The organism is Peterkaempfera podocarpi (genome assembly GCF_042466665.1).
Taxonomy (GTDB): domain Bacteria; phylum Actinomycetota; class Actinomycetes; order Streptomycetales; family Streptomycetaceae; genus Peterkaempfera; species Peterkaempfera podocarpi.
The window spans coordinates 5,635,688-5,659,301 of the sequence record NZ_CP162102.1 but is presented as its reverse complement, the minus strand read 5'-3'; the positions used below and the strand labels follow the sequence as shown (position 1 = coordinate 5,659,301).

At 72.8% G+C, this 23,614-nt stretch carries 19 protein-coding genes and 1 pseudogene; 8 read left to right on the top strand and 12 right to left on the bottom strand.

The genetic code is table 11. The features are described from left to right. Positions 1 to 5: 5 nt before the first annotated feature. From AB0761_RS24900 to AB0761_RS24890, 3 genes are all read right to left on the bottom strand, one after another. Positions 6 to 725, bottom strand: a complete 720-nt coding sequence (locus tag AB0761_RS24900; RefSeq protein WP_377271381.1) for an SDR family NAD(P)-dependent oxidoreductase — start codon at positions 723 to 725, stop codon at positions 6 to 8. Between the two features lie 502 nt (positions 726 to 1,227). Then, positions 1,228 to 2,517: a citrate synthase gene (locus AB0761_RS24895; RefSeq protein ID WP_377271380.1), complete on the bottom strand. Its 1,290-nt coding sequence runs from the start codon at positions 2,515 to 2,517 to the stop codon at positions 1,228 to 1,230. Between the two features lie 133 nt (positions 2,518 to 2,650). Further along, entirely contained in the window at positions 2,651 to 4,876 is a 2,226-nt protein-coding gene (locus tag AB0761_RS24890; RefSeq protein ID WP_377271379.1) for an ATP-dependent RecD-like DNA helicase, read from the bottom strand. 164 nt (positions 4,877 to 5,040) lie between these two features. Between AB0761_RS24890 and AB0761_RS24885 the strand changes: the two genes are divergently transcribed. The 3 genes from AB0761_RS24885 to AB0761_RS24875 all read left to right on the top strand — a co-directional run bounded on the left by AB0761_RS24885 (position 5,041) and on the right by AB0761_RS24875 (position 6,939). After that, complete coding sequence (locus AB0761_RS24885) at positions 5,041 to 5,826, top strand: VOC family protein (protein ID WP_377271378.1); 786 nt, start codon at positions 5,041 to 5,043, stop codon at positions 5,824 to 5,826. Between the two features lie 112 nt (positions 5,827 to 5,938). Continuing rightward, a complete protein-coding gene (locus AB0761_RS24880; RefSeq protein WP_377271377.1) occupies positions 5,939 to 6,427 on the top strand; it encodes a glutathione peroxidase in 489 nt (162 codons plus the stop codon). Positions 6,428 to 6,486: 59 nt separating this feature from the next. Next, positions 6,487 to 6,939, top strand: a complete 453-nt coding sequence (locus tag AB0761_RS24875; protein WP_377271376.1) for a GNAT family N-acetyltransferase — start codon at positions 6,487 to 6,489, stop codon at positions 6,937 to 6,939. Positions 6,940 to 6,946: 7 nt separating this feature from the next. On the opposite strand, the gene AB0761_RS24870 is transcribed toward AB0761_RS24875, so the two are convergent. After that, complete coding sequence (locus AB0761_RS24870) at positions 6,947 to 7,282, bottom strand: DUF2218 domain-containing protein (protein ID WP_377271375.1); 336 nt, start codon at positions 7,280 to 7,282, stop codon at positions 6,947 to 6,949. A 146-nt stretch (positions 7,283 to 7,428) separates the two neighbouring features. Between AB0761_RS24870 and AB0761_RS24865 the strand changes: the two genes are divergently transcribed. Further along, positions 7,429 to 8,097, top strand: a complete 669-nt coding sequence (locus tag AB0761_RS24865) for a MarR family winged helix-turn-helix transcriptional regulator (RefSeq protein WP_377271374.1) — start codon at positions 7,429 to 7,431, stop codon at positions 8,095 to 8,097. Here the strand turns inward: AB0761_RS24865 and AB0761_RS24860 are convergent. Then, a pseudogene (locus AB0761_RS24860) lies at positions 7,985 to 8,939 on the bottom strand (EamA family transporter). The gene AB0761_RS24865 and the pseudogene AB0761_RS24860 sit on opposite strands and share 113 nt — an antisense overlap. Positions 8,940 to 9,045: 106 nt before the next feature. On the opposite strand from AB0761_RS24860, the gene AB0761_RS24855 reads away from it, so the two are divergent. Continuing rightward, a complete protein-coding gene (locus tag AB0761_RS24855; protein ID WP_377271373.1) occupies positions 9,046 to 10,014 on the top strand; it encodes a LysR family transcriptional regulator in 969 nt (322 codons plus the stop codon). On the opposite strand, the gene AB0761_RS24850 is transcribed toward AB0761_RS24855, so the two are convergent. Continuing rightward, positions 9,995 to 10,777, bottom strand: a complete 783-nt coding sequence (locus AB0761_RS24850; RefSeq protein ID WP_377271372.1) for a ZIP family metal transporter — start codon at positions 10,775 to 10,777, stop codon at positions 9,995 to 9,997. The genes AB0761_RS24855 and AB0761_RS24850 overlap by 20 nt on opposite strands. A 473-nt stretch (positions 10,778 to 11,250) precedes the next feature. On the opposite strand from AB0761_RS24850, the gene AB0761_RS24845 reads away from it, so the two are divergent. Further along, on the top strand, positions 11,251 to 11,655 hold the full coding sequence (locus AB0761_RS24845; protein ID WP_377271371.1) for a hypothetical protein: 405 nt from the start codon (positions 11,251 to 11,253) through the stop codon (positions 11,653 to 11,655). A 7-nt stretch (positions 11,656 to 11,662) separates the two neighbouring features. Here the strand turns inward: AB0761_RS24845 and AB0761_RS24840 are convergent, their stop codons facing one another. From AB0761_RS24840 to AB0761_RS24820, 5 genes are all read right to left on the bottom strand, one after another. Beyond that, positions 11,663 to 12,094 (bottom strand): DUF6278 family protein, encoded by a 432-nt coding sequence (locus tag AB0761_RS24840; protein WP_377271370.1) that lies wholly within the window; start codon positions 12,092 to 12,094, stop codon positions 11,663 to 11,665. Positions 12,095 to 12,255: 161 nt separating this feature from the next. Next, the gene (locus tag AB0761_RS24835; protein ID WP_377271369.1) at positions 12,256 to 13,833 is read right to left on the bottom strand and encodes a restriction endonuclease; all 1,578 of its coding nucleotides are present in this window, start codon (positions 13,831 to 13,833) and stop codon (positions 12,256 to 12,258) included. 508 nt (positions 13,834 to 14,341) lie between these two features. Next, on the bottom strand, positions 14,342 to 16,099 hold the full coding sequence (locus tag AB0761_RS24830; RefSeq protein ID WP_377271368.1) for a hypothetical protein: 1,758 nt from the start codon (positions 16,097 to 16,099) through the stop codon (positions 14,342 to 14,344). Positions 16,100 to 16,266: 167 nt separating this feature from the next. Beyond that, positions 16,267 to 16,539: a cupin domain-containing protein gene (locus AB0761_RS24825; protein WP_377271367.1), complete on the bottom strand. Its 273-nt coding sequence runs from the start codon at positions 16,537 to 16,539 to the stop codon at positions 16,267 to 16,269. Positions 16,540 to 16,831: 292 nt separating this feature from the next. Then, the gene (locus AB0761_RS24820) at positions 16,832 to 17,506 is read right to left on the bottom strand and encodes a YigZ family protein (protein WP_377271366.1); all 675 of its coding nucleotides are present in this window, start codon (positions 17,504 to 17,506) and stop codon (positions 16,832 to 16,834) included. A 212-nt stretch (positions 17,507 to 17,718) separates the two neighbouring features. Here AB0761_RS24820 and AB0761_RS24815 point away from each other — a divergent pair, with 212 nt between their 5' ends. After that, a complete protein-coding gene (locus AB0761_RS24815) occupies positions 17,719 to 20,394 on the top strand; it encodes a two-component regulator propeller domain-containing protein (RefSeq protein ID WP_377271365.1) in 2,676 nt (891 codons plus the stop codon). Positions 20,395 to 20,485: 91 nt separating this feature from the next. On the opposite strand, the gene AB0761_RS24810 is transcribed toward AB0761_RS24815, so the two are convergent. Then, positions 20,486 to 21,781 carry a DUF6986 family protein gene (locus AB0761_RS24810; protein WP_377271364.1) on the bottom strand — a complete coding sequence of 432 codons (1,296 nt, stop codon included), beginning with the start codon at positions 21,779 to 21,781 and terminating at the stop codon, positions 20,486 to 20,488. Positions 21,782 to 21,952: 171 nt separating this feature from the next. Here AB0761_RS24810 and AB0761_RS24805 point away from each other — a divergent pair, with 171 nt between their 5' ends. Beyond that, positions 21,953 to 23,608, top strand: a complete 1,656-nt coding sequence (locus AB0761_RS24805; RefSeq protein WP_377271363.1) for a protein kinase — start codon at positions 21,953 to 21,955, stop codon at positions 23,606 to 23,608. Positions 23,609 to 23,614 lie beyond the last annotated feature (6 nt).

Below are 23,614 nucleotides of genomic sequence, written 5' to 3'. Positions count from 1 at the left end.
AGGCGTCAGCGCCCCAGGAGCTCGCCGCCGTTGCAGTTGAGGATCTCCCCGGTGATGTAGCCGGCCTCCGGGGAGGCCAGGAAGTACACGGCAGCGGCGACATCGTCGGGCCGGCCGATCCGCCCCAGCAGGGTGCGGCCGGCCCGACGGGAGACCTCCGCCTCGTCCAGCCTGGGGCCGAAGAACTCGGTGCCCGCCACCGTGCCCGGGGCGACGATGTTGGCGGTGATCCCCGACGGGCCCAGCTGGGCGGCGAGAAAGTGGTTCCAGGCGTGCAGCGCGGCCTTGGCGGCCCCGTACGATCCGGCGCCGCGCATCGCAGCGATGGAGCTGACGGTGACCACCCTGCCCTCACCGGGGGTGAACCGGTCGCGCACGGACTCGGTGAGCAGCACCGCCGTCATCACATTGCGCTCGAAGTCGCCGCGCCAGCGCGCGAGTATGGCGTGCGGACCCGGGCCCATCGCGGTCTCCCGGCTGCCGGCGTTGTTCACCAGCACATCGATCCGGGAGGGCAGGGCCTCCAGCGCCGCCTCGACCGCGTCGGGATCGGCGAGGTCGCAGACCAGCGGGGTGACTCCGGGGCCGAGTTCCTCCGCGGCCCGTACCAGCACCTCGCGGCGGCGGCCCACGATGACGACCCGTTCGCCGGCTTCGGCGAAGCGGCGCGCCACCGTGCGGCCGATGCCCGTGCCGCCGCCGGTGACGACGACGTTCCTGGCCATGCGTTCCTCCCTGCCCCGGGATGCCGCTCTGCACCGGGCCCCCCGTCTCACGGGCGGCCGTGGCCCCGGGCGGGGCCGACGGTAGCGGAATCGGATGATTCCTATCACGGAAAGTGAGCGACCCGAGCGGCGGGGTGGCCCCGGAAGGAGGCGCTCGGAGGGCCGGAGCGGGGCGCGCGCCGAGGGAGAGCTATCTCACACCCTCGGATGGCAACCCCCCGGAGCTCGCCGCGTCATACCTTTAGAGTGCGGCGGTCGTGAATACATTCCAGGATCCGCCGCTCCAACGGGGTTCCGGCGGACCCCGTACGGGCCGTCTTCGCTGGACGGCCTCTGCGCACGGCGCCGCGAGACGCCCGACGGGGCGCTTTGAGCGGCCGCCCCCGAACCCGCGTCCCGGCGCCGTGCGCTACCCGGACCACTCCACCGCTGCGGACACGGGCAGGGCCCGACCGCCGTCGGCGGTCGGGCCCTGCCCGTGTCACTCGGTGCCGCGAATGGCTCAGCGGTCGCCGAGGGCGACGTAGTCGCGGATCTCGGTGCCGGTGTAGATCTGACGCGGACGGCCGATACGGCTGCCCGGGTCCTTGATCATCTCGTGCCAGTGGGCGATCCAGCCCGGCAGCCGGCCGAGGGCGAACAGCACGGTGAACATGCTGGTCGGGAAGCCCATGGCGCGGTAGATCAGGCCGGTGTAGAAGTCCACGTTGGGGTAGAGCTTGCGCTCGACGAAGAAGTCGTCGGAGAGCGCGTGCTCCTCGAGCTTCAGCGCGATGTCCAGCAGCTCGTCGGCCTTGCCCAGCTGCGACAGCACATCGTGGGCAGCACCCTTGATGATCTGGGCGCGCGGGTCGAAGGACTTGTAGACGCGGTGACCGAAGCCCATGAGCTTCACGCCGTCCTCGCGGTTCTTCACCTTGCGGATGAAGGTGTCGACGTCGCCGCCGTCGTTCTTGATCTTCTCCAGCATCTCCAGCACGGCCTGGTTGGCACCGCCGTGCAGCGGGCCCCACAGGGCCGAGATACCGGCCGAGATGGAGGCGAACTGGTTGGCCTGGCTGGAACCGACCAGGCGCACCGTGGAGGTGGAGCAGTTCTGCTCGTGGTCCGCGTGCAGGATGAGCAGCTTGTCCAGGGCGTTGACCACGACCGGGTTGAGCTCGTAGTCCGCCGCGGGCACGGCGAAGGTCATCCGCAGGAAGTTCTCGACATAGCCGAGGTCGTTACGCGGGTAGACGAACGGGTGGCCGACCGACTTCTTGTAGGCGTAGGCCGCGATCGTCGGCAGCTTGGCCAGCAGGCGGACGGTGGAGAGGTGCCGCTGCTCGGGGTCGAACGGGTTGTGGCTGTCCTGGTAGAACGTGGACAGGGCGCTGACCACGGAGGACAGCATCGCCATCGGGTGGGCGTCGCGCGGGAAACCCTGGTAGAAGCGCTTGACGTCCTCGTGCAGCAGGGTGTGCTGAGTGATCTCGTTGCTGAACTCCGACAGCTGGTCGGCCGTCGGCAGCTCGCCGTTGATCAGCAGGTACGCGGTCTCGATGAAGCTGCCCTGCTCGGCCAGCTGCTCGATGGGGTACCCGCGGTACCGCAGGATGCCGTTCTCACCGTCCACAAAGGTGATGGCGGACTTGTACGCGGCGGTGTTGCCGAAGCCGTTGTCCAGGGTGACCAGGCCGGTCTGTGCGCGCAGCTTCGAGATGTCGAAGCCGGCGTTGCCCACAGAGCTCTCGACGACGGGATATTCGTACTCGCCGTCCTGGTACCGCAGTACTACCGAGTTGTCGCTCACGTCTTCCTCACCGACGAATGAAACCTCTTCCAAGGTGCCCTGACTAGGTCTACCTTCCCCCATCCGGGGGACAACCGCGCATCCGGGGTGGCCCAAATGTGGCACCGGGTGCCTTCGACCTCTGAACGCAACGCTAACCCGCTGCCAGACGGTGGTCGAGAGCCGAATGCCGGCGGCCCGCACTGACGGTGCGCACCGCCTGGCCGATGGCCTTGCGTGAGCCCACCAGCACCACCATGCGCTTGGCCCGGGTGACGGCGGTGTACAGCAGATTGCGCTGCAGCATGGTCCAGGCCGAGGTGGTTACCGGGATCACCACCGCCGGATACTCACTGCCCTGGGAGCGGTGGATGGTCACCGCATAGGCGTGGGCCAGCTCGTCCAGCTCGTCGAAGGCATAGGGCACCTCCTCGTCCTCGTCGGTGAGCACGGTCAGCTGCTGCTCCTCGGTGTTGATCCCGGTGACCACGCCGACGGTGCCGTTGAAGACGCCGTTCTGCCCCTTCTCGTAGTTGTTGCGGATCTGGGTGACCTTGTCGCCGACCCGGAAGGTACGGCCGCCGAGGCGGCGCTCCGGGGCGTCCGGGCGGGCCGGGGTGACGGCCGCCTGGAGCAGCACATTGAGGTTGCCGGCGCCGGCCGGACCCCGGTGCATGGGGGCCAGCACCTGGACGTCACGGCGCGGGTCCAGACCGAAACGGGCCGGGATGCGGCGGGCCACCACCTCCACCGTCAGGCCTGCGGCGCGCTCGGCGTCGTCCTCCGCGAAGAGGAAGAAGTCCGGCAGGCCCTCGGTGAGCGGAGGCAGCCCCTCATTGATCCGGTGCGCATTGACCACCACCCCGGACTGCTGGGCCTGGCGGAAGATCCTGGTGAGCCGGACGGCGGGGATCGGGCCGCGCTCGTCCAGCACATCGCGCAGCACCTCGCCGGCGCCCACCGACGGCAGCTGGTCGACATCGCCCACCAGCAGCAGATGGGCACCGGGGGCGACCGCCTTGACCAGCTTGTTGGCCAGGATCAGATCCAGCATGGAGGCCTCGTCGACCACCACCAGGTCGGCGTCCAGCGGGTTGTCGCGGTCGTACGCGGCGTCACCGCCGGGCTTGAGCTCCAGCAGCCGGTGCACGGTGGACGCCTCGCCGCCGGTGAGCTCGGCCAGCCGCTTGGCGGCGCGTCCGGTCGGCGCTGCCATCACCACCTTGGCCTTCTTGGCCAGTGCCAGGGTGACGATCGACTTCACGGTGAACGACTTGCCGCAGCCGGGCCCGCCGGTGAGCACCGCCACCTTCTCGGTGAGCGCCAGACGCACCGCCTGCTCCTGCTCGGGCGCCAGATCGGCTCCGGTGCGGGTGTGCAGCCAGGCGAGGGCCTTCTCCCAGTCGACGCCGGCGAAGGCGGGCATCCGGTCGCCGTCCGCGCGCAGCAGCCGCAGCAGCTGGTTGGCCAGCGAGATCTCTGCGCGGTGGAAGGGCACCAGATAGACCGCCTTGACCGGCTCCCCGCCGGGTTCGGACGGCGGCAGCTGCTCGCGGACCACGCCCTCCTCGGCGACCAGCTCGGCCAGGCAGTCGATCACCAGGCCGACGTCCACCTGGAGCAGCTTCACCCCGTCGGCGATCAGCCGCTCCTCGGGGAGGTAGCAGTGCCCCTGGTCGCTGCTCTGCGAGAGGGCGTACTGCAGACCTGCCTTCACCCGCTCGGGGCTGTCATGGGGGATGCCGACGGCCTGGGCGATGCGGTCGGCGGTGAGGAAGCCGATGCCCCACACATCGGACGCCAGCCGGTACGGCTGGTTCTTGACCACGCCGATGGAGGCGTTGTCGTACTGCTTGTAGATGCGCACCGCGAGCGAGGTGGAGACGCCGACGCTCTGCAGGAAGACCATCACCTCCTTGATCGCCTTCTGCTCCTCCCAGGCGGCGGCGATCAGCTTGGTGCGCTTGGGGCCGAGCTTGGGCACCTCGATCAGCCGGGCGGGCTGCTGCTCGATCACCTCCAGGGTGTCGACGCCGAAGTGGTCCACGATGCGCTCGGCGAGCCGGGGGCCGATGCCCTTGATCAGACCGGAGCCCAGATAGCGGCGGATGCCCTGGACGGTGGCGGGCAGCACCGTGGTGTAGTTCTCCACCGTGAACTGCCGGCCGTACTGAGGGTGCGAGCCCCATCGGCCGTGGAGCCGCAGCGACTCCCCCACCTGTGCGCCGAGCAGTGCACCGACGACGGTGAGCAGATCGCCGGCGCCGCGGCCGGTGTCGACCCTGGCGACGGTGTAGCCGGTCTCCTCGTTGGCATAGGTGATCCGCTCCAGCACACCGGTGACCTCGGCGAGCTGCCGCTGCCCGGATGGCGGCTGCACTGCCGCGCGTCCGCCCATGAGGCACCCCCCTACGGTCTGCGGTACGCCTGGCAGGAACCGTATACCGACGGGCCGACAGCGGGGCGGCCCCGATTGTCAGTGGTGCCTGCAAGGGTGAGCATGAACCAGGGGAGACCCTCCTCTCGACACCAGGAGCACATGCCATGCTCACCACCGAATTCGTCCCGGGTGCACCCGACTGGCTGGATCTCGGCAGCCCGGACATCGACGCGTCCTCCGCCTTCTACGGCGAGCTCTTCGGCTGGACCTTCCGGTCCGCCGGCCCCGAGGCCGGCGGGTACGGCTTCTTCCAGCTCGACGGGAAGACCGTGGCCGCCGTCGGCCCCCTGATGGACGAGGGCGCCACTCCCGGGTGGACGCTCTACTTCCACACCGCGGATGCCGAGGCCACCGCCAAGGCCGTCGAGCAGGCGGGCGGCACGGTGCGCTTCGGACCGTTCGACGTCTTCACGGCCGGTCGGATGGCCGGCTTCACCGACCCCACCGGTGCCGAGTTCGCCGTCTGGCAGCCCGGCGACACCAAGGGACTGGACGCGGTCACGGACCCCGGCACGCTCTGCTGGGCCGAGCTGCACACCTCCGACGCCGCCACCGCACGCACCTTCTACGGCACGGTCCTCGGCTGGGACGCCCAGGAGATGCCGCTGGGCGACTTCACCTACACCGTGGTCACCACCTCGGGCGGTGGTCAGGACGCATCGCTCGGCGGAGTGATGCCGCTGCTCCCGGAGCAGCAGGCGGCAGGGGTCACCTCCCACTGGCTGCCCTACTTCGAGGTCGCCGACTGCGATGCGGTGGTGGCCAAGGCCCAGCGCCTCGGGGGCAAGGTGGTGATGCCTCCGGCGACCATGGAGGGCGTCGGCCGGATGGCCCAGCTGAAGGACCCGTCCGGGGCCTCCTTCTCGGTGATCGCCAGCGCCGCCGACTGACAGCGCCGTCGACTGACAGGGCCGCCGGGAACAGGCACAGGGGCGAGGCTGTTGTCCGCTGGTGCATGATCAGCATCCCGTACCCTGCACGACCCTCTGAAGGGACGCTCCCTTGAGCCTGTACGACATTCCGCTGCGCACCCTGACCGGTGAGCCGACCTCGCTGGCCGAGCACCGGGGCAAGGCGCTGCTGCTGGTGAACGTCGCATCCAAGTGCGGCCTGACCCCGCAGTACGAGGGCCTGGAGCGGCTTCAGCAGCGTTACGCGGAGCGCGGCTTCGCCGTGCTGGGCTTCCCCTGCAACCAGTTCGCCGGGCAGGAGCCGGGCACCGCCGAGGAGATCCAGACCTTCTGCTCGACCACCTACGGGGTCTCCTTCCCGCTCTTTGAGAAGGTCGAGGTCAACGGCGACGACCAGCACCCGCTGTTCGCCGAGCTGACCCAGGTCAAGGACGCCTCGGGCGAGGCCGGTGACGTCCAGTGGAACTTCGAGAAGTGGGTCGTCTCGCCCGAGGGCGAGGCAGTGGCACGGATCCGGCCGCGGTCCGAGCCCGAGTCGGACGAGGTGGTCTCCGCGATCGAGGGCCAGCTGCCGCGCTGACGGCCTCCGGGCACCGGCGGCTCCCGGCCGTCCGGTGCCCGGTCACTACCATGGCGGCCATGAGTGATCTGGAGATACGCCGCGCCACCGCCGAGGATGTACCGGCCATCGTCGCCCTGCTGGCGGACGACGTCAGGGGAGCCACCCGGGAGTCCCCGGACGACCCGGCGCTGTATGTCGCCGCGTTCGAGCGGGTGGCCGCCGATCCCCAGCAGCATCTGATGGTGGCGGTGCGCGACGGCCGCACGATCGCCACCCTCCAGCTGAGTGTGATCGCCGGGCTCTCCCGGCGGGGCACGGTGCGCACCGTCATCGAGGCGGTGCGGGTGGACTCCCGTGAGCGGGGCAACGGCCTCGGTACCGAGCTGATCGAGTGGGCGGTTGCGGAGTCCGCCCGCCTCGGCGCCAGTCTGGTGCAGCTCACCTCGGATGCCGGCCGGACCGACGCCCACCGCTTCTACCAGCGGCTCGGTTTCACCGCTTCCCACCTGGGCTTCAAGAGGGAGATCTAGCCGGGGGTCAGGCCGGGTCCTCCGCCTGGTTGCGGTGCACCAGGCCGGGTTCGCCGGTGTCCCGCTGCCACTCCACGACCAGCTCGTCCTTGGCGCCGAAGCGGACCAGATGGCGGCCGACGACATCCTCAAGGGTGGCCAGGTCCGCTGCCTGGCCCTCGACGGCGAGCAGCAGGGCACCGGGCTCCGCGGTGAGCGTGCCGCGGCCGGCACCGAAGGCCAGGGTGCCGGTGCCGGACTCCTCGTCCCAGACGGCATCGATGCGGCGGCCCAGATGGGAGGCCAGCTGTTTGGCATAGCGGTTGGGGCGGTCGGTGGCTACTCGGGCTTGGGATCGGGGCATGCTCTCTCCAGAGGGTGCGGGCTCCAGGCGGAGATGATCCGCCGCAGACAGGGGAGCCTAACCAGAATACTGAGCTTGGCTCAATATATTTTGGACCGTCCCCTCCCGCTACGCTGGGCGACCACCGCGCACCAAGGAGCCCGCCCATGGCCCCGCCGACCATCGGCCGCACCGCCGACGACGCCTCCGCCTCGTCGCCGGCATCCGCCGCGCCCACCGCGTCCATCGCCCTCCGGCCTGCCCATTCGGCAGCGATCCGGGATGCCGACGTCTCCGGGGACGCCCCAGCACAGGGGGACGAGGCGGCACAGGGGGACGAGGCGGTGCAGGGGGACCCGGCGGAGCTCTCCGACGCGCTGATGCGCGCCATGAAGCGGATGCGCCGCCAGACGTCGCTGCAGCTCGAGCCCTATGGGATCACCCCCGGCCAGGGCCGGGCACTGCGGGTGCTGGCGTATGCCGTGGACTGCGAGACGCCCGGCAGGGCGATGCGGCTCAGCGAACTCGCCGACCGGTTGCACATCGCCCCACGCTCCGCCACCACCGTGGTGGACGCCCTGGAAGCCTCCGGGCTGGTGGTGCGCGTCCCCGACCCGGCCGACCGGCGGGCCGTCGGTCTGCATCTCACCGATGCGGGCCGGCGCGCCGTCCAGCGGATCGGCCTGGTCCGGCAGGAGGTCGCCGAGGAGTACTTCGCGGACATCACCGCGGAGGACCGGGAGACGGTGCTGCGGGTGCTGAGGCAGGCGGAGTCGTCCCACGCAGCGCGGACGCCGCGCGCCGAGCACGGGCGGCGCCGGCAGCACGGGGACTGAGCGCGGTCATCCCCACCCCGGTGATGACCAGCGCCGCCGCGCACCCTGCCATGACGCTGATCCTCTCGCCCAGCAGCAGCCATGCCGAGGACATGCCGAAGACCGGCACCAGCAGGGAGTACGGGGCGACCGCGGACGCGTCGTAGGTCCGCAGCAGACGTCCCCAGGCGCCGAAGCCGAACAGGGTGGCCGCCCAGGCCACACTAGGCGACGGCGCCCACCCCGGCGGGGGTGATACCGCGCAGCGCCGCCAGGTCTGCCCGGGGCCCCTCGAAGACCAGGGAGAGGGCGAGCAGCGGGAGCGGCGGCACCGCACTCACCCAGACCATCCAGCGGAACATGTCCGGTGGCGCGGCCTTCCTGGTGAGCACATTGGACAGCCCCCAGGCCGCGGCCGCCGCGACGACCAGGGCGAACGACCCCACCGGCCCACCGAGTCCGTGGTCCAGCACGGCCAGCAGGATGCCCAGCATGGCCACCGCCAGACCGGCGATGCGGCGTCCGCCGACCCGCTCCCGCAGCAGCGCCGCGGCGAACACGGCGGTGAAGACCGCCTGACTCTGCAGCACCAGGGAGGAGAGCCCGGCGGGCATCCCGGCCCTCATACCGATGAACAGCAGCCCGAACTTGACCACGCCCAGCACCACTCCGACGGCCAGCACCCACCGCCAGGCGACCCTCGGCGGCCCGACGAAGAACACCGCGGGCAGCGCAGCCGCGGCGAACCGCAGCGCGCAGAAGAACAGCGGCGGGAAGCTGTCCAGACCGACGTCGATGAGCACGAAGTTCAGGCCCCAGACGGCGGCGACCGCGACGGCCAGCGCAATGTGGGCAGGGGTCATGGCGCCGCGTTGCGCGGCGGGCGGCGAGTGCATACGCCCAGGATGTCGGGCGGCGAATGTTCAGCACCAGCGATGACATCTGACGCATTGGGTTTAGCATCACTGCATGCTGGATCTCGGCAGGCTCCGCGCGCTGCACGCGGTCGCGGTACACGGATCGGTCGGCGCGGCGGCCGCGGCCCTCGGCTTCACCCCCTCCGCGGTCTCCCAGCAGATCTCCAAACTGGAACGGGAGACCCGCACCGTGCTGCTGGAGCGGCGCGGCCGCGGTGTGGCGCTGACCGACGCCGCCGAGGCGCTGGCCGCCACCGCGCAGCGGGTCCTCGCACTGGTGGAGCAGGCCGAAGTGGCGTTGGAGGAGCAGCGTGGGCAGGCCACCGGCCGGCTGCTGGTGGCCTCCTTCGCCACGGGTGCGCGCGGGCTGCTGCCCGGAGCGCTGGCCGAGCTCCGGGTGCGCTGCCCCGAGTTGGATGTGCGGCTGCTGGAGACCGATCCGTACCAGGCCACCGAGATGGCCGCCCGGGGCGAGGTGGATCTGGCGGTGGTGCAGGACTGGGAGAGCACCCCGCTGCCGGTTCCACAGAACCTGGCGCGGGCGGACTTCGGCCTCGACCCGGTGGACCTGCTGCTGCCCGAGGGCCACCCGCTGGCCGGGTCCGCCGTGGTGGGCACCACCGATCTGCGCGGACAGCGGTGGATCAGCGTCCCGCCCGGGAACATCTGCCACGACTGGCTGGTGCGGACCCTGCGGGAGGCCGGCGAGGAGCCGGATGTGGTCTACCAGGTGGGCGAGTTCGAGACCCAGATCGCTCTGATCGCGGCAGGACTGGGCGTGGGTCTGGTGCCCCGGCTCGGCCGCGGGCCGCTGCCGCCCGGTGTGCTGGCACGACCGGTGGAGCCGGAACCGGTGCGGCGGGTCTACGCCCTCTGGCGGCGCCAGGCCTCGCGCCGGCCCGCGATCACCGCGGCCCTGGCCGCGATGCGCGACTGCTGGCCGCTGCGCGACGCCGCTCCGGGGCCGGGGGCGGGCCCGACCGCCGCCAGGGCCGGCGCCGCTACCGCGCCAGGCCGATGACCAGCCACATGAAGAGCACCCCGGCCACCGTGCAGAGCAGGGTGGTGCGGGAGGGGTGCGGGCTGTGTGCCTCGGGCAGGATGTCCGAGGTCGCGAGGTAGAGCAGAAACCCGGCGAAGAAGCCCAGATAGAGCCCGAGAACCCGTTCGGGGATGGTGAACGCCAGCGTCACCGCCGCGCCGCTGACCGGGGCCAGTGCGTCCGCGGCGAGCAGCCCCAGGGCGCGGCGGCGGTTGTTCCCGTACAGCCGGGTGACCGTGTAGGTGTTGAAGCCGTCGGCGAAGTCATGGGCGATCACCGCGATGGCGACCACCACACCGACGGTCCCGCCGGCCTGGAAAGCCGCGCCGATCGCAAAACCGTCCATCAGGCTGTGCCCGACCAGCGCCGCGGCCGCGGTGAGGCCGATGCCCTGCGCCCGCTCCGGCCTGCGGTGCCCATGGGCATGGAGGTGGGCGGCGCCCAGATGGTGGGTGTGCGCGGCGTACTCGTCCTCATGGGCGCGGTGGACCGCCACCGAACGCTCCACGACGTGCAGCACCAGAAAGCCGAGGACGAACATCAGCAGCGCGGCCGGTACCCCGAAGATCTCGGTGGGCTGGGCCTTCAGGGACTCGGGGAGCAGGTCGAAGGAGACCACACCCAGCATCAGTCCGGCCGCCAGGCCCAGCACCAGATGGCGGCGGTCTCCGACGTTCTGGGCGACCCAGCCGCCGAGCAGGGTCATCAGGAAGGCGCCGGCCGCCACCAGCACTGCTTCCATGCCCCTGCTCCCTCGCTCCCCGCCCTCAGCCGGGTCTGTCGGTGCCCGTCGGCCGCAGGTGGGGGGCCGCGGGCGAGTCCGGTCCGCCCATCGTGTCCGTGGCCCGACCGGGCTCGCCCGCGCTGCTGCTCCGTACGGGGGCGGAACCGGATCCTCCCAGATGCCGTCGGACCGGCATGACTGCGACACAGACAGACCGGACCCGACGGCCGCACACGGCACGCCTGCTGGCCGTCCTGCTGAGCGCGGCTGCACTCACGGCCTGCGGACCGGGCACCTCGCTGCACACCCCCGTCCGCAGGGACCCGGCCCCCAGTGGGGTCACCCTGCCCTCCGGCGGTGCGACGTCCCCGGGTGCGCCATCGCCGGGGCCTTCGTCCGGAGGTGCACCGTCCTCGGGTGCACCGTCCTCGGGTGCACCGTCGGAGGTGCCCTCGTCCCGGGCGGCGGGGCGCCACCGGGTGGATGCCGGAGTGAGCTATCTGCATGTGGCGGTCGGCATCTCCGGCGGCGCGAGTTCGGTGCTCACCACCGCATCCCAGGCCCGCAGCTACCCCGGCTGGTTCGACAGGAGCGGGGAACACGCCATCGCGGACCAGCTGCGGGCCCTGCTGGGGCGGCCGGGCGCCCCCCGTCCGCTGCCCGCTCCGGGACGGGCACTGGTCGCGGTGACCGCGGCCGTGGGCTGCGCGCAGCCCCGGAGCGCCGAGCTCTGGGCGGACGGTGCGGACCTCTCGGTGCGCTGGACGGGCGCGCGGGCCACGCCCCAGGAGTGCCTGGCTGCGTTCAAGGCGGTGGCGGTCTTCCAGGTGCCCGTCGGCTCGCTGCCCGCGCATCCCACCATCGGCGGCCGGCAGCCCGATCCCGCCGGACCATGACGGTCAGTCAGTCCACCCGCACCTCGGCATAGGCGGCGGAGAGCTCCGGGTAGCCGTCGGCCGCCCAGCCGTGGCCGATCTCCACCACATCCAGCTCCCGGCCTCCCGGGAGGACCACCACCGGGTTGCCGCGCGGCCAGACCCGCCAGACCGCGCCGGGTACGGTCCGCACGATGACAGTGCCCAGATAGAGCCCCGCGTCATTGCCCAGCCACTCGGACGCCTCCGGGTCGTCCCGCCAGCGCGGCTGCATCTGGTCGAGTGCGGCGAGCGAGTCCGGGCTGTCGTCCAGAACGATGCCGGCCTGCTCCGCCTGCTCGCGCAACAGCTCGCACTCGGCCAGCAGTTCGCCGATCCCCTCCCCCGCAGCAGCCCCGGTCCGCTCCGTATCGGCCGTCTCCCCGCGCCTCGCCCGCCACATGTCTGTCAGACCTCTCATATGAGACCTCCCGGCCCTGGCCGGGAGGGGAATGCCGTGCCGGGGTTCCGCCCCGCCGGCCCCACCGCCGCACCTTGCGCCGGGGGATGGAACCGTCGCCGAGGCGGTACCCGTGGTGGTCAGTCTGGCAGTTCCCTGCTGTCCGGAGCAGGAACCGCAGGTCAACCCGCCTCCGCCAGCTCGCCGTCCAGATGGGTGCGGAGCAGCAGCCGCAACCGGTCGCCGTCGATCAGCAGCAGGCCGTCCTCCGTGGCGGCGAACTCGGCTGCCTCCGGGGTGAAGTGGGTGGTGGTCAGCCAGAGGCCACCGTCTGCCGGCTCCTCGGTGACCGCCTCCGAGAGGGTGCGCACCGCATCGAGATCGACAGCACCGGGACGGCGAGCCGCCCACACCACCCAGCGGCCCGGCAGCGTGGACCCCGGGCCGCCGTCGACCATCGCCACCAGGCCGTCATGGCCCTGCAGCCGGGGCGACCAGCCGGTCAGGCCCATGTGTTCCAGCAGCTCCCGCACCAGCAGGCCGAACTCCACCGGGGAGAGGTCCGCCGGGGCGGGCAACGCCGCGGTCGCGGTGGCGTACGGGGGGACACCGACCGGACCGTAGGGATCGGGAGTGACCACCGACGGCAGGGCGCGCAGCACAGCCAGCGCATCCTCCTGGTCGGTGTCCTGGGCGCGGCCCGGGGGCAGCAGGCGGGTGCGCGCCAGATCCTCCTGGTCGGCGTCCACGCTCAGCACGCAGACGCCGCCGGGCGGGGTGCCGGGGCCTCTGACGAAGCCGTTGAGGACGACTCCGCCGAGCACCTCGTCACCGTCGGCTGCGGCCACCGCGTGCAGGGCCCGCAGGGCCAGCCGGGCGGCCAGCTGCAGATAGTGGGTGGCACGCTCGCTGTCCGGCCTGGGCACGGGCTCGGGTCCGCCGCCCTCGGGGCCGAGGCGGTAGCCGGCCACGGAGGGGACGATCTGCGGGGAGGGCAGTTCGAGGTCGAGTACGGCGACCCGGGTGAGCGGGCGGAAGGCCGCCCGGCAGGTCGCGGGCAGGTCGGGAGTGGCCTGGGCTGCGGCGGCGAGCGCCCGCTCCAGCAGGGACTCCACCGCGGCGGGCTCAGCGTTCAGATACGCGCGGCGGCACTGGTCCAGGGTGGCGTTGTACTCCTCCACGGCGTGGGCACGCGCCAGCTCCGCGCGCTCGTGCTCGATGCGTTCCTGCTGGATCCGGTCCTGCGGACCTCCGGCGCGGCCGCCGCCGAGCAGTTCCTGCTGCTCCCGCCACTCGCGCAGGGCACGCTGGTGGCGCAGCCGCGCCACGGCACGTTCCCGCTGGTAGGCGGGGTCCAGCAGACGGCGGCCCGGGCCCGGGTCGGCGCCGTCGGTGCCACCCGCACCGTCGGCCGCCGCATCCGGCGGCTCGGGCGGGGCGTACTCCTCCCACCTGGGCGGACCCACCGGATCGGGCCCGGCGTAGGGGCGCGGCTCGTAGACCCGGCGCTGGGAGTCGAAGTCCACCGCCGCCCCGGGCCTGGCGGCGCGGTCCAGCAGGTCCAGGAAGCGGGCCAGCTCCGCTGCGGCGACAGCGGTGCGCTCCCTGGTCAGCAGGGTGGCGGATCGTACGGTGTCGTCGTCCGCGCCGCCGCGGGCGGCCTCCAGTGCCGGATCGCTCCAGTCGGCCGTGGGGTCGGGGGCGTCGCGGCGTGGGAGATGCAGAAAGCGGCCGGTGCTGCGGCTGTGCGGGTCCTGCATCGGCGGTCGCTCCCCCGTGGTCGGTGTCATCCGGTCGCGCGGTCGTACGTCATCTGCGGTGCGGCGTCTGCGGTACGTCATCTGTGGTGCTGGGTGGGGCTGTTGTCCCGGTGGTCGTCATCGGTGCGGTCGTCGTCGGTACGGTCGTTGGCGGTGCGGTGGTGAGCGCAGCTCGCCGACCCCCTCCGGCATTCTCCCGTCCGGAGGGGACTTTGTGGGGGATCACTGGAGACCTTTCCGGGTGGATGCGGATGCGCCGGGGCGCGGAGGCCTGCCCCGGAAGCCCTCGACGGCCCTCCGGGGCGCCGAGGGCCGCCGAGGGCGCCGTCCGTCTCTGTGCAGGACTCACGGCGCAGGACACCGGTGCAGGACTCACGGCCGGGCGCCGCAGGGCTGCCGCTCGCCCAGCGGCAGGAGTAGCCCCCTCGGCCGTTCCCCGGGCCGCGGCCGTAGGAGCCATGCGATCGCGGCACGGGTCGCGGGGCCTCCAACCAGTCTCTGCGGGTGGTCAGTTGGTCCGGGTGTTGGTGAGATGGAGACCGATGTAGCCGATATAGATCCGCCCGGTGCCCGAGCAGTCGTCGAGATAGTGCAGCCGAGGTGCGGTGCCGCCGCCCCCGATCCGCAGATGGGCGCCCATGAAGGCACGACCGGACGGATCCACCGTCTGCGGCACCGGCAGCATCCGCTCCTTCTTCCACTTGGCGTTGGTGGAGACGGTCTGGGACTCCCCGCGCACCGCCTTGCGCGGCGGGAAGGGATGGCAGCCCGGCGGTGTGTGCTCGCACCACTGCTTGAAGTCGCCGTGCGCCAGACCGTGCACCGCCGCGTCGGCGTAGTCCTGCAGAGCCAGCAGGCCGTCCCAGGCGAGGCGGGCCCAGCCGGAGCCGGCATTCTGCTCGTCCAGGGCGAGTGTCTCCTTGGTCTCGCCGGTGAAGGTCAGTGCGGGGAACTCGCCCAGCCGGGCGACCAGGTCGGCGAAGGTCGCCGGGATGCCGTCCTCGTCGGCGGCGGCCTCGGTGGCCACCACGGCCGGATCGGCCGCCACCGGACCCGCTGCGGCGACCAGTCTGCGGGTGAGCACCCGCACCTGGGCCCGTGCCTGCCTCAGGGCCTCGTACTGCTCATCGGCCTCGGCGAGCAGACTGCGCTCCAGCTGCTCTGCCCGCTGCAGCTGACGGCGGATCCGCTGCAGCTCCTCGCTGCCCGCCTGCTGCTCCGCCGCGGACTCCTCCGCCAGGGCGGCGGCGCTGACGGGGGACGGCGCCGGAAGGGGGCGCACCCGCAGTGGCGGCAGGCAGGCCAGGGCGTCCGGGAGCGGGCTGTCGGCTGCCAGGCGGCGGGGCTCACGGGCCAGGATGGCGGCGGACCTGCGCGGATCGTCCTCGATCAGATGGCGTGACATCACCGGGTGGTGCACGCCGTCCCCCCGGGAGGCGGGATCGAGGCCGGGGAGGTAGGTGCGGACGGCCCCGCCGTACACGGGGTGGTACTCCAGAGCCAGGTTGAAGGCGGAGCGGGCATCGTGGTCGAGGACGTACTGCACGGCCAGGCCGGTGAGGTTGGCCAGCAGGGGCTCCACGGTGGAGGTCTGCCAGGACACGCGGTCGAGATTGGCCGGGACACTGGCGACCACGATCGGCAGGCGGCGGTCCGGGTCGCAGAGCTCGTCGATCAGCCGGTCCACATCGCCCGCGCCGATGATCGCCGGGTGGTCGTGGACGGCTGCCGGGCCGTCGGAGGCGTCGAGCAGCGGCAGCAGTTCGCGGGCCAGATCGGGGACCGGGACCCGGCCGGAGGATCGCACCGAGGGACCGCTGGGCAGATGCTCGGCCTCCAGCCGGACCCAGGTGGGGCCGCCGGCCGGGGTCGCGATGGTCAGAGTGGTCTGCCGGGTGCCGTGCGGGGCGGGCTCACGGACCCGGCGGCGCGCATACCGCACGGCGGACTGCCCCGGACCGGGGCCGGGCTGCGGGGCGAGCCGGAGCCGGCCCGCGTCGAGATCCAGGGAGGCCCGGTCACCCAGGCGGTACCGGACGGCCTCGGGCGGCCCCGCCGGGCGCTCGACGCCCGGCCACGGCAGGTCGGCGGGTGGCAGGCCCGCGAGCAGAGAGGGGGGCTCGTCGTAGCCCTCGCGCTTCAGCCAGCTGCGCAGTCGCTGGTCGGCGAGGGCGGCGGTGTCGGCATGGCTGTGGCCGCTGACGACCACCATGCGATAGCGGGCGGCGGGTGGTTCGGCCTGGTCGGATGCGGTGTGCTGAGTCATGCGCTGGTCCTCCCGTGGTGCGGCGGTGGGGTCCGGCGGTCCTCCGTGGGTGGGGGTCGGATGGCGGTGCGGCGCGGGCGCGGTGTCCCGTCCGTACCGGTGGTGGAAGAACGCCGTCGCCCGGGGCAGGAGTTCCTGCTCCGGGCGACGGTCATCCGTTCGAGTGATCAGTTGCAGCGCTCGGCTGACCGCACGGGAATCGACAGCGGGCAGCCCGCCGGAACCAGATAGGTCACATGGAGCACCACCGGCACAGCCCCCAGGTTGTGCCCGCTGTGGGCGTGGCCGGGTCCCCCCTCCTCCACGAAGGCGCAGCCGGCCCGGGTCGTCTCCACCGTCCCGTCGTGCAGCACACGCGTCAGCGTGCCCGACTCGACGATCACCAGCACCTGTCCGGGGTGGTAGTGCCGGCCCGTGGCGCCTCCCGGTGCCATGGTCATCCGCCGCGCCACCACATCGGTACGGCTCCCGGATCTCACCGCCAGCCCGCCCGCGGAGGTGCCTCCGGCGAGCGTGACGGACTGCGTTCCGCCGCTCTGGTGCTGTAACAGCCTGCTGCTCTCCACGCACGCTCCTCTTGCTGCAAGGTCTGCTGCCTGAAACGGAGCGGGCATCCGGCACGGCGGTGTGCCGGACCCCCGTGCGACACGGCCGACATCATCGGCGTCCCAGCAGGCTAACCCGCAGCCCGCAGCCGCTCGGGACCGGCTCCCGAAGCGGACTGAGCAACCATCACTTACGGTCGGAGGGCATCCCTGCGCCGGGTTCGATCTCGACCTCGACATGGCTGCGGCCGACCGCCTCCGCCTCGGCTGTGCCGCCGGTGGCCTCGGCGAGCCAGGCATGGAAGGCCGCAGTCTCCGGTTCGGGGACGCCGACCTCGATCCGGACCCCGCCCGCGTCGTAGCGGACCTCCCGGACGGTGTGACCGGCGGCGCGCAGATCGTTCTCCAGGCGGCCCGCCCTGGTGTGCCCGGCGGTCACGGCCAGCAGTGCGACCGGCCGCCGCTCGACGGCGCCGACCTGGTCCAGCGCCTCGGAGACGGCCGCCCCGTAGGCGCGGACCAGGCCCCCGGCGCCCAGCAGCACCCCGCCGAAGTACCGGGTGACCACGGCCGCGGTGTCGGTGAGTCCGCGGCGGCGCAGCACCTCCAGCATCGGCACCCCGGCCGTGCCGGCCGGTTCGCCGTCGTCACTGGAGCGCTCACGCCGCTGCTCGTCGCCGACGACAAAGGCGGTGCAGTTGTGCCGGGCGTCCCAGAACTCCTTGCGCACAGCCGCGATGAAGGCCTGCGCCTCCTCCTCGTCCGCGACCCTCGCCAGCGAGCAGATGAAGCGTGACTTCTTGATCTCGATCTCGTGCCGGCCCGACCCCTTCACGGTGAGACGGCGCTGCTGGTCGGACATGCCACCACCCTATGCGCAGCCATGAGCGCCCGGATTCGGCGGACGGCCGGACACCGGTTCTCCAGGGCTCTGCGGATGGCAGGTCCAGCACAAAACTTGGGTCAAATCTGCTCACCTGCGGTCACTCCCCGGACTCCCCGCGTGATCGGGTCCTCCCTGGACGGCCTTCCGGTCGTCGGCAGTACCCGCAGACCCATGCTGGGGAGGAACTGTTGTCAGCACCAACCCGCACCAGGCGGTGGCTCACGATCTGTGCCGCCGTCACCACCTCGATGCTGGTCGGCATACCCGTCGGCCATGCGTCGGACCCCACCGCAGGACAACCCTTCGGGGCGAGGCAGCTGGCCGGGGCCGCCGGGCACCGCGCCGAGGCAGCCCGGACGCCGGGCGCCCTGCCTTCCCTGGCCACCGCCGCCGACGCCGGTGAGGGCGGCGACGGGGACGGGGACGGCGGCGAGGCGGACGAGATCGCCGAAGGGGCGGCCCAGTACGCCGAAGCCCGCACCTCTCCGGGGACGATCGCACCGGGGGCCTACAGCTCCGCCTGGTCCGCGCTCGGCGCTCTGCCCAGGACCGGCGGGCAGTGGAGCCATGTCACCGGGCTGCCGTACGACTCCGACGACCCCCGCTACCGGGACATCGGCTCCAACTCCAGCGGCGGCGCCGGGCTGGTGACCGGACGCACCGCCGCCCTGGCCGCCGACGACGCCGGTGATGTGTTCACCGGCAGCGCCGGCGGCGGTGTCTGGCGCTCCACCCGCGGCGGCGGCCACTGGCAGCCCATCAGCGACCAGTTGCCCTCGCAGTCCACCGGCGCGCTGGCCCTGGACCGGGAGGGGAGGCTCTGGCTTGGCACCGGCGAAGCCACCACCAACTCCGACGCCTACCAGGGAAGCGGCGTCTACGCACTCGCCGATCCCCGGCGCAACTCCTTCACCACCCGGGACCGGGTGGGCGGCGCCGAGCTCGAGAACACCACCATCCACCAACTGCGCTTCGCCGGCGACCGGGTGTGGGCAGCCACCAGCAGCGGCGTGTGGAGCCACTCCACCCGCCGGCTGAGCGGCGCATGGAAACTGGAGTACGCCCCCAACCCCGACTATCTGCCCGGCGGTCCGAAGGCCGACGACCCCGACGCCCCGTACAAGAACATCGCCAATGACATCGCCGTCGATCCCCGGGACCCCTCCCGGGTGGTGCTGGCGATCGGCTGGCGCAGCGGCGACGACTACAACGGCTTCTACGCCAAGGCCGCGGACGGCAGCTGGCGGCGGCTGGCCGACGGCCTGGGCGAACTGCCGACGGCGAGTGACGACGTCGGGGCGGTCACCTTCGCCCGGTCCGCCGACGGCTCCCGCTACTACGCAATCGACCAGTCGCCCCAGCAGCTGGCGACCGACCCCGACAGCTCGCTGGCCGGGATCTATGTGTCACGCAGCGGCTCGCCGTTCGGCCCCTGGCAGCGCATCGCCGACTACCCGACGCTCAGCACGGCGGGCTCGGCGCTCACCAGTGACGGCTTCAAGCCCGGTGTACAGGCCTGGTACAACCAGTTCCTGCAGGTCGACCCGGCCGACCCCGCACACGTCTACGCCGGTCTGGAAGAGGTCTTCGAGACCCGGGACGGTGGTACCACCTGGTCGGCGGTCGGACCGTACTGGAACTTCGACTTCCCCTGCTGGTCCATCGACCCGTCCGAGCAGAGCGGCAACTGCCCCGCGACCACCCACCCGGACCAGCACGCGGTGACCGTGGGCAGCTACCACGGCAGGACCTACCTCTACGTCGGCAACGACGGCGGCGTCTACCGGCGGCCGCTGAACGGCTCGACGGACGCGGACGGCCATGCCACCGACTGGACCTCGCTCAACGACGGCACCATCGACACCCTGCAGTACTACTCGGTGGGCATCGGCCGCGACCAGGGCGGTGTCTCCGTCAACGGAGGGCTCCAGGACAACGGGCAGTCGATACTGCGCAGCCGGGACCGGGTGATGGGCTCCAACTTCGGCGGCGACGGCGGCGACACCCTCACCGACCCGGCGAACGGCTGCAACATCGCCCAGGAGTATGTCTACCTGGCGGTGCAGGTCACCCAGAACTGCGCGGTCAACGACGGCTCCTGGCTCACCGACCCCAGCCGGGCCACCTCCTGGTCCGTCGCCCCGCCCGACAACCAGGACGGCTCCGCCGGGGCCCGCTTCACCGCACCGCTGGCCGCCGACGCCAAGGACAGCGCCACCTGGATCGCGGGCGGCCGCCATGTGTGGGTGCAGACCCACGGCTACGCCATCCGCAGCTCCGCCGAGTGGGCCAGCGCCTTCGACCTGGGCGAGGGACATGTGGCCACCGCGGTCGCCGCCTCCGGCGGGCGGGTGTACGCCGCCTGGTGCGGCCCCTGCAACAACGAGGGCTTCGCCCGCGGCATCGCGGTGGGCAACGCCGACGGCACGGGCTGGCACCAGCTGAACCTGCCGGTCGACGGGACGGTGCCCAACCGCTACCTCTCCGGATTCGCCGTCGACCCCGGGAATGCCGACCACGTCTACCTGGCGGTGAACGGCTTCTCCCGGCACTGGACGGAGGGGCCCGGCGCCGGTGTCGGCCATGTCTTTGAATCCTGGAACGGTGGATCGAGCTGGAAGGACATCTCGCGCAACCTGCCCGATGTGCCCGCCGACTCCCTGCTGGCGCTGCCCGGCGGTGGTCTGGTGCTGGCCACCGACCTCGGCGTGGTCTACCGGGCGCCCGGCAGCACGGGCTGGAAAGCGGTCGGGCGGCTTCCCGCCGTCGCCGTGCTCCAGCTGAAGACGGGACCGGACGGGCGACTCTACGCGGCCAGCCATGGGCGCGGCATCTGGTCGATGGCCCTGGCCTCGCTGCGCTGATCCGCCCGTACTGACCGTCGGCCGTGAACCGCTGCCGGTCACCGCCAAGGCCCCGCGCCGCCCTGCGGCGCGGGGCCGACCGTTCCCTGAGTCAGCTGCGGACGGCGCGGCCTCGCCCGGCGAGCGACTCCAGCTGTGCCCGGTCCAGGCCGCACGCCTCGGCCACCTCGCCGCCGTCCAGGGCGCCGCAGTCCAGGCCGCGCAGCAGATGGCCGCTGAGCGCCCTGGCGGTGGCGGGCTCGTCGAGCACACCGCCCGCGGTACCGGCCAGATACGCCGCAAGGCGCCGCCCGGCGGCCTCCAGACCCTCCCGGTAGAAGGCGTAGACGCCCGCGTAGCGGGTCGGCAGATGGCCGGGGTGCATGTCCCAGCCCTGGTAGTAGGCGCGGTCCAGGGACCGCCGGACCAGCCCGTGGTGCAGCCGCCAGGCCGCATGGACCTGCTCGGTGGTGCCGACCGGGAGCACATTGGTGGAGCCGTCGGAGAGGCGGACCCCGGTGCCGGCCGCGGCCACCTGCATCACGGCCTTGGCGTGGTCGGCCGCCGGATGGTCGGGGCGCTGCTGGGCGGGCCCGACACCGCATGCGGCGCTGTAGTCGAAGGTGCCGTAGTGCAGCCCGGTGCAGCGGCCGTCCGCGGCGTCGATCAGCCGGGCGACGGTGGCCCGGCCGTCGGGGCCCAGGATCGACTGGGTGGTCTCGATCTGGATCTCGAAGCCGATCCTCCGGTCCGGCAGTCCGGCGGCACGCTCGAACTCCGCGCAGAGCCGGGCCATGGCGGTCGCCTGCCGGGGGTCGGTGACCTTGGGCAGGGTGAGCCGCAGGCCGTCCGGTGGGCCGCCGGGGGCATCCAGCAGCCCGGTGAGGAAGAGGTCCAGCGTGCGGATGGCGCGCGCACGCACCGCGGACTCCAGGCACTTGATGCGGATACCGACATACGGCGGCCCTGCCCCCTCCGCGGCGGCGCCGGCCACCAGGTGGGCGGTGCGCAGCGCATCGGCGTCCTCCTCGGCGTCGGAGTGCGGGCCGTAGCCGTCCTCGAAGTCGATGCGCAGATCCTCCACCGGCTCGCGGGCCAGCTTGGCCCGGACCCGGGCGTGGACCTCGGCGGCGAGTCCGTCATCGGGCACGCCGAGCGCCGCCGCGAAGGCCTCGGGGGTGGGTGCGTGGGCGTCCATGGCGGCCAGCGCCTGCGCGCCCCAGGACCGCACGGTGGCGGCGTCGAAGGCGTACGCGGGCACATAGACGGTGTGCACGGGCTGGCGGCTGCCGGGGTCGCCGGGGTAGCGGCGCGCCAGTTCGGTGTCGACCTCGGCGAGGGAGGTGTCCACCTCCGCGAGCAGCGCGGCGGGGAGCGTCGTACGGCCGCGCGCCTGATGCTGCGTCATCCGCGCCACCCCTCCGGGGTTCAACAGTCTGTTGAGCTGCCGACGCTAACCACCGCCGCCCTCCGCAGTCAACGGTGAACCCTTCGACGGTCCGCCGCGTCATCCGTGCAGCAGTACGCCGCCTCCGGTACGCCACCGCCGGGCGACCGCCCTCCGAGGATCCGAGGAGCCATGGCCACCAGCCGAGTTCTTCCCCTGACCGACGGAGATGTCGTCGAGATCGGCCCGTACCGGGTGCTGGGCCGGCTCGGTGCGGGCGGCATGGGCATCGTGTACGCCGCCGCCGACCGTGAGGGCCGTCGGGTCGCGGTCAAAGTGGTCCGCGCGGAGATCGCCGACGACCCGTCGTTCCGGGCCCGCTTCCGCCGCGAGGTGGACCTGCTGCGCCGGGTGACCGGGCCGTGCCTGGTTCCCCTGCTGGGCGCGGACACCGACACCGCCCGCCCCTGGCTGGCCACCGAGTACGTGGCCGGCCCGACCCTGCACGACCAGCTGGCCCACGGAGGGGGGCTGCGGGGCGGCACCCTGTCCGCGCTGGCCGCCGGGGTGGCCGGTGCGCTGGCCGGGGTGCACGCGGCGGGCGTGGTGCACCGGGACCTCAAGCCGGGCAATGTCATCCTGGCCGGACGCGGCCCCCGCGTCCTGGACTTCGGCATCGCCCATGTCCTCGACGAGACCGCCATCACCCGCACCGGCAGCTGGACCGGCACTCCCGGCTGGACCAGCCCGGAGGAGTACCGGGGCGAGCGGACCGGCACCGCCGCGGACGTCTTCGCCTGGGGAGCGCTGACCGCGTATGCGGCCACCGGCCGGCCCCCCTTCGGCCGGGGCGCCCCGGACGCGGTCGCCTACCGGATCGTGCGCGAGGAGGCCGACACGGAGGGTGTCCCTCCCCGGCTGCTGCCGCTGGTGCAGGCCGCACTGGACAAGGAGCCCGCGCGGCGGCCCACCGCGGCCGAACTGGCCGAGGCCTGCCTGCGGCTGCTGACCGGAGCGTCACCCGCGCATCCGGGAAGGCCGGGCCCCGAGACGCTGGAGGCGGCGATCGCCGCCCACTGGTCCGTCCCACCCACGCCTGAAGGCCTCTCCGGCCCGCGACTGGGCTGGGAGCGCACGGTGGCGGGCCGGACCGCCACCGTCCGCCGGCCCGGTCGGCCGGGGCTGTCCGCCGTGGTCGCCACCCTGGTGCTGCTGGCGGGTGGCGGGGCGGCGTACACGGTCGTCCACGGCCCCGACGGGATCGGCCGGGCAGGGGCCGCCGACCCGACCGGCACGCCCGTCGCCTCGGGGCCTGCCGGCGGGGGCGCCCCGACAGCGGGTGGGCGCGGTGGCGCCTCGGTCGGCCCCGGCGGGCCCGGGGCGCCGGCTGCCGGTGGCGAGGTCTCCGGGCTGGATCCGACGGTCGCCGTGTCCGGCGCCTTCGGCAGCAAGGCCGGGCTCACCCTGCCGGACCGGCCTCCGAAGGACGAGCGGTTCGGCGTCTCCACGGTGAGCGAAGGCACCGGCCGCACGGTCCGTCAGCAGGACAGGGTGACCGTCGACTACACGGCGGCGGACTGGACCGCGGGCAGATCCATCCCCAGCTCCTACGACCCCGGGGAGCGCCCGCAGGTCTTCCAGGCCGGCGCCGGCCAGGTGATCGACGCACTGGAGCGCAGCGTGGTCGGCCACCGGGTGGGCAGCAGGCTGCTGGTGGTGGCACCCCCCGAGGACGCGTTCGGCAGCAAGGGCAGCTCGGCCCTGGGGGTGGGGCCCGGCGCCACGCTGGTCTTCGTGCTGGACATCAGGTCGGCGGTGCCGGCCGGCGGCGGCCCGGCGGCCCGGTAGCAGGCG